This is a genomic window from Dietzia sp. SYD-A1 (assembly GCF_015356725.1).
Lineage (GTDB): Bacteria > Actinomycetota > Actinomycetes > Mycobacteriales > Mycobacteriaceae > Dietzia.
Genome location: NZ_JADDKI010000007.1, coordinates 1 through 8,295, shown reverse-complemented (window position 1 = coordinate 8,295; position 8,295 = coordinate 1). Strand labels below are relative to the sequence as shown.

Genomic DNA, 8,295 nt, shown 5'->3' with positions numbered 1-8,295 from the left:
GGGGCAGCCCCTCGAGCTCGGCCTCGTCGGTCACCGGGACGGCGAGCTCGGCGGTCGAGGCGAGCAGGTTCTCCCCGAACGCCGTGGTGAGTTCCGCGAGCCGGGTGTCGATCGCGGTCAGTCGGGCGCGGCCCGCCTCGTCGAGCCCCGCACCGGCCCGCAGGAGGTCACGGTGGTGCCGCCGGATCAGCCGGCCGGTCTCGTCGTCGACCTCCAGTTCCCCCGCCTCCGACGCCGAGTGGATCGCGTCGACCCGCGCGAGGAGGCCCGGGTCGGTCATGACGGCCGAGCAGTGCGCGGCCAACAGCGGAGAGACGACCCTGTCGACGTCGAGGCGGGCGGGTGTCGCATCAGGGCCGAGGAGTCCGTAGAACACCGACAGGACCCGCTGGAGCGCCTGACCCGACCGCTCGAGTGCGATGACCGTGTTCTCCACGCTCGGGGGGTCCGGGTTGGCCACGATCGCCGCGATCTCGGCGGCGTGGTCGTCGATCGCCGTCCGGATGGCCGGCTCAAGTTCCGCCTCGTCGACGGCCGCGAAGTCCGGGAGGCCGTACGGCAGCGGGGACTCGTCGAGGAGCGGGTGGCGGCCGGGCTCGGGATTCGGGAGGCTCATGGGCGCGAGTCTACGTCGGCTCCCCGGGGGCGCCTCATGTCCACAGGGCCACCGTGTCCCACGCCAGCTTGACCGCCAGGATGCCGATGACCACCAGGAACACCACCCGGATGAACTCGTTGCCGTGACGCATCGCCATCCTGGCACCGATGAACCCGCCGGTGAGGTTGGCCACCGCCATGCAGCCACCGATGACCCACAACACCTCGCCGTGGACACCGAAGACCAGGATCGAGGCGATGTTGGTGGTGAGGTTGGCGAGTTTTGCCGCCACCGTCCCCTGCAGGAAGCCGAAACCCAGGAACGCGACGATCGCGATCACGAAGAACGAGCCGGTCCCCGGCCCCAGGACCCCGTCATAGAACCCGATCACCAGCCCGATCAGCGCGGAACGCCAGATGCGCGCCCACCCGGTGTACCGGTTCTCGTGGGTACGACCCATGGTGGGCCGGAACCACGTGTAGGCACCCACCACGATCACGGCCGCCAGCACCACGGGGGTGAGCAGGTCCCTCGGGATGAACCGGGCGACCGAGGACCCCGCGGCCGAGCCGGCGAACGCGGCGACCACCAGTGGGAGGACCATCCCGATCGGCACACGGATCCGACGCAGATAGGTGGCGGAGGCGACCAGTGTCCCGGCGACCGAGGAGAGCTTGTTGGTGCCGAGGATCTCCGGGGTCGAGGCGTCCGCGGGGAGGCCGACGACCAACGCCGGGAGCTGGATGAGCCCTCCCCCGCCGACGACCGAGTCGACCCAACCGGCGACGAAGGCGGCCAGCACCAGCGCGGCCAGGACCCACGCGGAGACCCCCGCGGCCGGGGACGCGGCCAGACCCGCGAATGACTGAGGCATACGGGGTACTGTGCTGTAATTGGTCTGTGTACATCAACCCTTACGGGGCGGATCCGGTGACCCTCGCCGCCGACCTGGCGAACCGCCGCCCCCGCACCACCCGCGAACTGGTGGACCGCTGCCGCGAATCGGGGGTGACCATCGACCGCGCAGCCTCCGACACGGACCTCACGGAGACGCTGGCGTTCCTCGACGACTGGCTCGTCGTCGTCGACACCACCGAGCCCCGCGGTCGGGCCGACGCTCTCAACGCCCTGCTCGCCGACCACTCCGCACCGCCGAGGCTCACCGACCACGACGGCCACTGGCACGTCCACTACCGGGCGGATGACGTCTCGTTCGCCCGACTCCTCACCGCGATGTTCTCGGTGGGCACCGCACTGCACCTGACCTCGCGCGGCATCGACAGACTGGCCAGGTGTGCGGCCGAGGACTGCGAGGACGTCTTCGCCGACACCACCCGCAACGGCCGCAAACAGTACTGCTCGACACGCTGCACCAACCGGTCCGCCGTACGGCGCCACCGAGCGCGACACTGAGTGGACAGGGGCCGGGGCGGATGCGGGTCGGGTCAGACCAGGGTCGGAGCGGACGTGGGTCGGGCGGCCCCTACTTCTTGTCGGAGCTCGACTCCGCGGACAGGGCCGCCACGAAGGCCTCCTGGGGCACGTCCACGCGTCCGATCGACTTCATGCGCTTCTTGCCCTCCTTCTGTTTCTCCAGGAGCTTGCGCTTGCGGCTGATGTCGCCGCCGTAGCACTTGGACAGCACGTCCTTGCGGATCGCGCGGATGTTCTCGCGGGCGATGATCTTGGACCCGATCGCGGCCTGGACCGGGACCTCGTACTGCTGCCGCGGGATGAGCTCCTTGAGCTTGACGGTCATCTTGTTGCCGTAGGCCTGCGCGTAGTCACGGTGCACGATCGCGGAGAACGCGTCCACGGCCTCGCCCTGCAACAGGATGTCGACCTTGACCAGATCCGCGACCTGCTCCCCGGCCTCCTCGTAGTCCATCGACGCGTACCCCTTGGTACGAGACTTGAGGGAGTCGAAGAAGTCGAAGATGATCTCGCCCATCGGCATGACGTAGCGCAGCTCGACCCGGGTCTCGGACAGGTAGTCCATGCCCTTCATCTCGCCACGCTTGGACTGGCACAGCTCCATGGTGGTCCCCACGAACTCGCTCGGCACGATGATCGTGCACTTGACGATCGGCTCGTAGACCTCGCGGTTCTTGCCCTCCGGCCAGTACGACGGGTTGGTGACCTGGTGCTCGCTGCCGTCCTCGGCGACGACCCGGTAGACCACGTTCGGTGCGGTGGAGATGAGATCGAGGTTGAACTCGCGCTCCAACCGGTCCCGGGTGATCTCCATGTGCAGCAGACCGAGGAACCCGCAGCGGAAGCCGAAACCCAACGCCACCGACGTCTCCGGCTCGTAGTCCAGCGAGGCGTCGTTGAGTCGCAGCTTGTCCAACGCGTCGCGCAGGACCGGGTAGTCGGACCCGTCGATCGGGTAGAGACCCGAGAAGACCATGGGGTTGGGTTCGGCGTATCCCGCCAGTGGCTCCTCCGCGCCGCCCCGGGCACTGGTCACCGTGTCACCGACCTTGGACTGACGCACGTCCTTGACGCCGGTGATGAGGTAGCCGACCTCTCCCGGCCCGAGGCCCGTGGAGGCCTTGGGCTCGGGCGAGATGATCCCCACCTCGAGGGCCTCGTACGTGGTGCCGGTCGACATCATCCGGACCTTCTCGCGGGGTCGGAGCGATCCGTCGACCACGCGCACGTAGGTGACGACGCCCCGGTAGGTGTCGTAGACCGAGTCGAAGATCATGGCGCGGGCGGGGGCGTCGGGGTCGCCCTCGGGCGCCGGGATCACGTCACACACCCTGTCCAGCAGTTCCTCGACCCCCGCGCCCGTCTTGCCGGAGACACGGAGGACGTCGTCCGGCTCGCACCCGACGATGTGGGAGATCTCCTCGGCGAACCGCTCGGGGTCCGCCGCCGGGAGGTCGATCTTGTTGAGGACCGGGATGATCTCGAGGTCGTTCTCCATCGCCAGGTACAGGTTGGCCAGCGTCTGCGCCTCGATCCCCTGCGCGGCGTCCACCAGCAGGATCGCCCCCTCGCACGCCTCGAGAGCGCGGGAGACCTCGTAGGTGAAGTCCACGTGGCCCGGGGTGTCGATCATGTGCAGCACGATCTCCTCGCCCGCGTGGTCACCGGAACGCGGCACCCACGGCAGGCGGACGTTCTGCGCCTTGATGGTGATGCCGCGTTCGCGTTCGATGTCCATGCGGTCGAGGTACTGGGCCCGCATGAGCCGCTCCTCGACGACACCGGTGATCTGCAGCATGCGGTCGGCCAGCGTCGACTTGCCGTGGTCGATGTGCGCGATGATGCAGAAGTTCCTGATCCTGGCGGGATCGGTGAACGTCGTCTCTGCGAAGTTGGGAATCTCGATCACTCCTCGGGCGGGCCCGGGCGTGGCGGGGTGCGGTCCGACCGGGCGATCACCCCATTGTCACACGCGCGGACTCCGGACACCCATCACGTACCGCCCCGTGGGGATCGCGTCGACCGCTCCGTCGTCGAGGAAACGGGCCGTCGAGGCGGTCATGGCCTGGATGTGGGCGCTCATCCGCTCGTCACTGCCCTGCGAATCGAAGAACACCCCGAGGTCACGGGCCGCCTCGATCGGGAAGACCTCCTCGACGATCCCGGCGATCTCCGGCGCCCCCTCGGTCAGTGCGCGGACCACCACGTGCTGGGTGTAGCCGGTGGTGGACTGCGTATCGATCGCCACCGGAGTGTGTTCCTCGAGCCAGATGCGCAGCCACTCGTCGCGGTGCAGACGCTCCGGCCGCCGCAGAAAGGCCAGGTTCGCCATCCCGGGGCACCTCCCGTCCCCTCCGGGCCCGGGTACGGGGAGCGGCTCCGACGCGGTGACCGACCACGCGGAGACCGGGCCCAGCCCACGCAGTGCGTCGAGGAGGTCGGCACACGCGGAGGCCGAGGCCACCGGAACCCGCGCGCGGACCGCCGCCAGCACCGGTCGCGGGGTCACCTGCACGTCGATCATCGCGCCGGCGACCGCCTCGTCCCGGACGTTCACCACGTACTCGCCCACCCCGAGCTCGGCGAGCGGGCCGTCCACCTCCCGGGCGATCTCCGTCCGCAGGCCCGAGCCGTCGGGAACGGGCCCGACCGTGTCGTCCGACCACACCACCGCGAAGATCACGTCCATGAATCGGGATCCTAGATGCGGTTACCCTGGCGGACATGGCGATCGACTGGGCCCGGATGGGTCGCACCGCGGCTCGGATGGGCCGAAAGTACGGACCGACGGTGGCCCTCGAGGTGCGACGGCGTCTCGAGGATCGCGGGATCACCGCTCCCGCGACGGCCGGGGCCGTCGGGGCGGGACGGCCCGCCACGACCGGGGCCGTGCCCACCGCGAGTCGCGCGCGAACGCTGTCCTACGCACCGGACCTCGACGGTCGGGCGGACCCCGGGGAGATCGTGTGGACCTGGGTGGAGTTCGAGGAGGCCGACGGACGCGGGAAGGACCGCCCGGTGCTGGTGGTGGGCCGCGACGGCGATCGTCTGCTCGGACTGATGCTCTCCTCGCAGGCCAGGCGGGACGACGACGAGAGTTGGCAGTCCCTCGGCACCGGGCCGTGGGACGTGGAGGACCGACCGAGCTGGGTCCGCCTGGATCGGGTGCTGGACGTCCCCGAGCAGGGCATCCGGCGCGAGGGCGCGGTCTGCCCCCGCCGCACGTTCGAGCGGGTCGCGGACCGGCTGCGCTCGGATTACGGGTGGCGCTGACGCGGCGAGGGCCGGCCGCCGCGTTTTGGCCGGTGAGGCCGCCGCTGGTAAAGTCGGTCGTCGGTGTCCACCGGATCGCGTAGCGCGCGTTCGAGCGGACGAGAGACATGACATCCGATCGACCGGATCCCCGCGGGGCCGTCGAGACACGACCGAAGGTGTGACCAGTGGCCAACATCAAGTCCCAGAAGAAGCGGAACCTCACCAACGAGCGCAACCGCCTGCGCAACCAGTCGATCAAGTCGGCGCTGCGTTCGGCCATCCGCAACCTGCGTGAGGCCACCGAGGCCGGCGACAAGGCCAAGGCCGGCGCCCTCCTCGTCGCGACCTCGCGTCAGCTCGACAAGGCCGCCACCAAGGGTGTCATCCACAAGAACCAGGCCGCCAACAAGAAGTCGTCGCTCGCCAAGGCCGTCAACTCACTCTGAGGCGACCCGCTCCCCCCCACCGCGGGGAGCACAGCCCCGCGGAGAATGCCGCGTCGAGGCTCCGAGGGCCCACCCCGCACCGATCGAGGTCGCGTGGTGGGCCCTCGTCGCGTTCCAACCGGTCGTGTTCTACGCCGCACCCGCCAGCGACCCCACCGCACGGACCGCTCGTTCCAGTGCGTAAGAGGTGTCCTCCGCCTGACCCTTGACCTCCCCGTTGAGGCGGGCGACCACCTGGAGGGCCCGGCCGAGGGTATCGATGGACCAGTACCGGGTCTGCGCGGTGACCTTCTTGACCTTCCACGGGGGCAACCCCTGTCGCGCCAGCTCTGCGGGCGGGGTGCCCCGTTGCGTGCCCACCATGGCGATGGAGTTCACGGCGTCCGCGAGGGCGTCTGCCAACACGACGTGCGGGACCCCGGTGTGCATGGCCCATTCCAGCGCCTCGATCGCCCCGGCCACGTCCCCCGTGACCGCCCGCTCGGCCACGGTGAAACCACTGACGCCCACGACACCGGAGTGATAGCGGCGCACCGCCTCGACATCGACCTTCCCCCCGGTGTCGGCCACCAGCTGGCCGCATGCCGACGCCAGCTGCCTCAGGTCGGTGCCCACCGCCTCGACGAGGGCCTCACACGCCTCCGGGGCCACCCGGACGTCGAGGCCACGGAACTCCGAGCGCACGAATCCCACCACGTCCGTGTGACGTGAGATTTTTCCGGCCGCGTGCTCCTGAGCGCCGGCCTTCCGCAGGTCCGGCACGAGCGACTTCGCCCGTCCGCCACCGGTGTGCTGGACCACCATGACGGTCCGGTCCGGAAGGTCGACGGCCGCGCCCATCACCGCCGCCTGGGCGTCCTTGCCCAGCTCCGCGGCCCCGGTGATCACCACGATGCGGGCTTCGCCGAACAACGACGGCGAGAGCAGTTCGAACAACTGCGACGCACCGACCTCCGGCCCGCCCAGCCGAGAGACGACGGGGGGGTCCTCCCCCGCGGGTGCCGCCGCCCGAGCGGTCGCCACGACACCGGCCGTGGCGCGCTCGGTGAGGAACTCGTCCTCACCCAGGACAAGATGCAGAGCGGCGGGTGCAGAGTCTGGTGACATGTGTGCTCCTCGTCGTCGACAGATGACATGGTGCCACGCACGTCCGTCAGTCCCGCACCACCGCCCTCACGAACCGGGGTCGGCATCCTCCTCGACCATCCGCGCCCGGGTGTCTCCGTGAACAGCGGTGCCGACGGACACCGGTTCGTGGATGGCGCCGGCGGTGTCCGGTACGCGCGCACCGTTACCGATCTCGGCCCGGGAGAGCGTTCCCGAGAACCGCTCGGTCAGCTCGCGGAACACCCGGTGCGAAGTGTGGGCGGCACGCCCCTTCGGCCCGACGGGGCGTTCCTGGTCCGGGTTCGTACAGGCGTCGACGATCGCGTCCACGATCAGGTCGGGGTCGTCCATCGCCGTCAGCCGCGGCGCGTGGCCGGTGTAGTTGCCGACGTGATCCCACCACGGGGTGTCGGCCGCCCAGGGCAGGATCGTGCCGACCTTCACCGTCTCGTCCAACCCGGCCAGTCGCAGTTCCTCGGTGAGGGAACGACCGAGGCTCGTGATGCCCGCCTTGACCGCGGAGTAGGTGGACTGATAGGCCAGCGGAACCTCTCCGGCGACCGATCCCACGTTGACCAGCACCCCCTCGCCACGGGCCGTGAAACGCCGCAGTGCCACGTGGGCACCGAAGATCATTCCCTTGAGATCCACGTCGACGAGTCGGGCGTGATCTGCAAGCGGCACCTCCCAGAACAGGCCCATCACACCGACCGCGGCGTTGTTGATCCACACGTCGATGGGGCCGAAGTGTTCCTCCGCGGCCGCTGCCAGGTTCTCGACGGCCTCGGAATCGCTGACGTCCGTGGGCACCGCCACGGCAGAACCACCGGACGCGGCGATCTGGGCGGCCACCTCCTCGAGCACCTCACCGCGCCGGGCGGCCAGGACGACGTGAGCCCCGCGTGCGCCCAGGGCGATCGCGGCGCCACGCCCGAAGCCGCTGGAGGCTCCCGTGACGACGATGGTCTTTCCGTTCAGGTCGTCATTCCTTCTCATCAGTCCCACTCGTCCCGTCTCCTCGTCATGGTCTCGGAGCTGTGCTGTGCGGGCCATGATGCGCGGCGGGGACACCGGACGCATCCGGTAGCACGAGGACCACTCCGCGAGCGACTCCGGATCCGTGCCCGGGGTCACCCGGTTGTCAGATCCGGCGACCCGGGCAGGGCCACGGCGATCCGGGCGACCGTCTCGAGCCACCACAGTGCCGGAGCGCACGCCGCCGCGAGCAGCACCGCCCCGTCCTCCCACACCGGCCCCAGGGCCGCGGCGGCGGTCCCGAGCACGGTGACCAGCGGCACCACCGGAGCCACCGCGATGTTGGCCGGCAGCGCCCACGGGCCGGTCTCCAGTCCGGTGGCCACCAGCACCGTGAGGGTCGCCAGATGGGCCACCACGCAGACCGCCAGCAGGTCCGCGACCGTAGCCGGCATCCACGGACGGTGCAGACGCATCGCC

Annotated in this window: 9 protein-coding genes and 1 pseudogene; 3 read left to right on the top strand and 7 right to left on the bottom strand. The window is 70.0% G+C overall.

Annotated elements, in window-relative coordinates; translation table 11 throughout:
• Positions 1–616 (bottom strand): annotated as a pseudogene (locus tag IY392_RS00415) (M3 family peptidase); the annotation flags it as partial.
• 34 nt (positions 617–650) lie between these two features.
• Positions 651–1,472: a TSUP family transporter gene (locus IY392_RS00410; protein WP_107756108.1), complete on the bottom strand. Its 822-nt coding sequence runs from the start codon at positions 1,470–1,472 to the stop codon at positions 651–653.
• A 26-nt stretch (positions 1,473–1,498) separates the two neighbouring features.
• Here IY392_RS00410 and IY392_RS00405 point away from each other — a divergent pair, with 26 nt between their 5' ends.
• On the top strand, positions 1,499–2,011 hold the full coding sequence (locus tag IY392_RS00405) for a CGNR zinc finger domain-containing protein (RefSeq protein WP_194860241.1): 513 nt from the start codon (positions 1,499–1,501) through the stop codon (positions 2,009–2,011).
• 70 nt (positions 2,012–2,081) lie between these two features.
• Here the strand turns inward: IY392_RS00405 and lepA are convergent, their stop codons facing one another.
• A complete protein-coding gene (gene lepA / locus IY392_RS00400) occupies positions 2,082–3,941 on the bottom strand; it encodes a translation elongation factor 4 (RefSeq protein WP_107756106.1) in 1,860 nt (619 codons plus the stop codon).
• A 57-nt stretch (positions 3,942–3,998) separates the two neighbouring features.
• Positions 3,999–4,721 carry an EthD domain-containing protein gene (locus IY392_RS00395; RefSeq protein ID WP_194860240.1) on the bottom strand — a complete coding sequence of 241 codons (723 nt, stop codon included), beginning with the start codon at positions 4,719–4,721 and terminating at the stop codon, positions 3,999–4,001.
• Positions 4,722–4,756: 35 nt separating this feature from the next.
• Here IY392_RS00395 and IY392_RS00390 point away from each other — a divergent pair, with 35 nt between their 5' ends.
• Complete coding sequence (locus tag IY392_RS00390; RefSeq protein ID WP_194860239.1) at positions 4,757–5,305, top strand: type II toxin-antitoxin system PemK/MazF family toxin; 549 nt, start codon at positions 4,757–4,759, stop codon at positions 5,303–5,305.
• A gap of 167 nt (positions 5,306–5,472) precedes the next feature.
• A complete protein-coding gene (gene rpsT / locus IY392_RS00385; RefSeq protein ID WP_107756103.1) occupies positions 5,473–5,733 on the top strand; it encodes a 30S ribosomal protein S20 in 261 nt (86 codons plus the stop codon).
• A gap of 129 nt (positions 5,734–5,862) precedes the next feature.
• On the opposite strand, the gene holA is transcribed toward rpsT, so the two are convergent.
• From holA to IY392_RS00370, 3 genes are all read right to left on the bottom strand, one after another.
• Positions 5,863–6,840, bottom strand: a complete 978-nt coding sequence (gene holA, locus IY392_RS00380; RefSeq protein ID WP_107756102.1) for a DNA polymerase III subunit delta — start codon at positions 6,838–6,840, stop codon at positions 5,863–5,865.
• A gap of 66 nt (positions 6,841–6,906) precedes the next feature.
• Positions 6,907–7,974 (bottom strand): SDR family oxidoreductase, encoded by a 1,068-nt coding sequence (locus tag IY392_RS00375; RefSeq protein ID WP_231750514.1) that lies wholly within the window; start codon positions 7,972–7,974, stop codon positions 6,907–6,909.
• A partial coding sequence (locus IY392_RS00370; RefSeq protein WP_194860238.1) for a ComEC/Rec2 family competence protein occupies positions 7,971–8,295 on the bottom strand: 325 nt, incomplete at its 5' end. The genes IY392_RS00370 and IY392_RS00375, both read right to left, overlap by 4 nt.

What these genes read in the sequence shown, in the direction of transcription:
- IY392_RS00395 (WP_194860240.1), bottom strand. Translation starts at nt 4,721, where the DNA reads ATGGACGTGATCTTCGCGGTGGTGTGGTCGGACGACACGGTCGGGCCC.
- holA (WP_107756102.1), bottom strand. Translation starts at nt 6,840, where the DNA reads ATGTCACCAGACTCTGCACCCGCCGCTCTGCATCTTGTCCTGGGTGAG.
- IY392_RS00410 (WP_107756108.1), bottom strand. Translation starts at nt 1,472, where the DNA reads ATGCCTCAGTCATTCGCGGGTCTGGCCGCGTCCCCGGCCGCGGGGGTC.
- IY392_RS00390 (WP_194860239.1), top strand. Translation starts at nt 4,757, where the DNA reads ATGGCGATCGACTGGGCCCGGATGGGTCGCACCGCGGCTCGGATGGGC.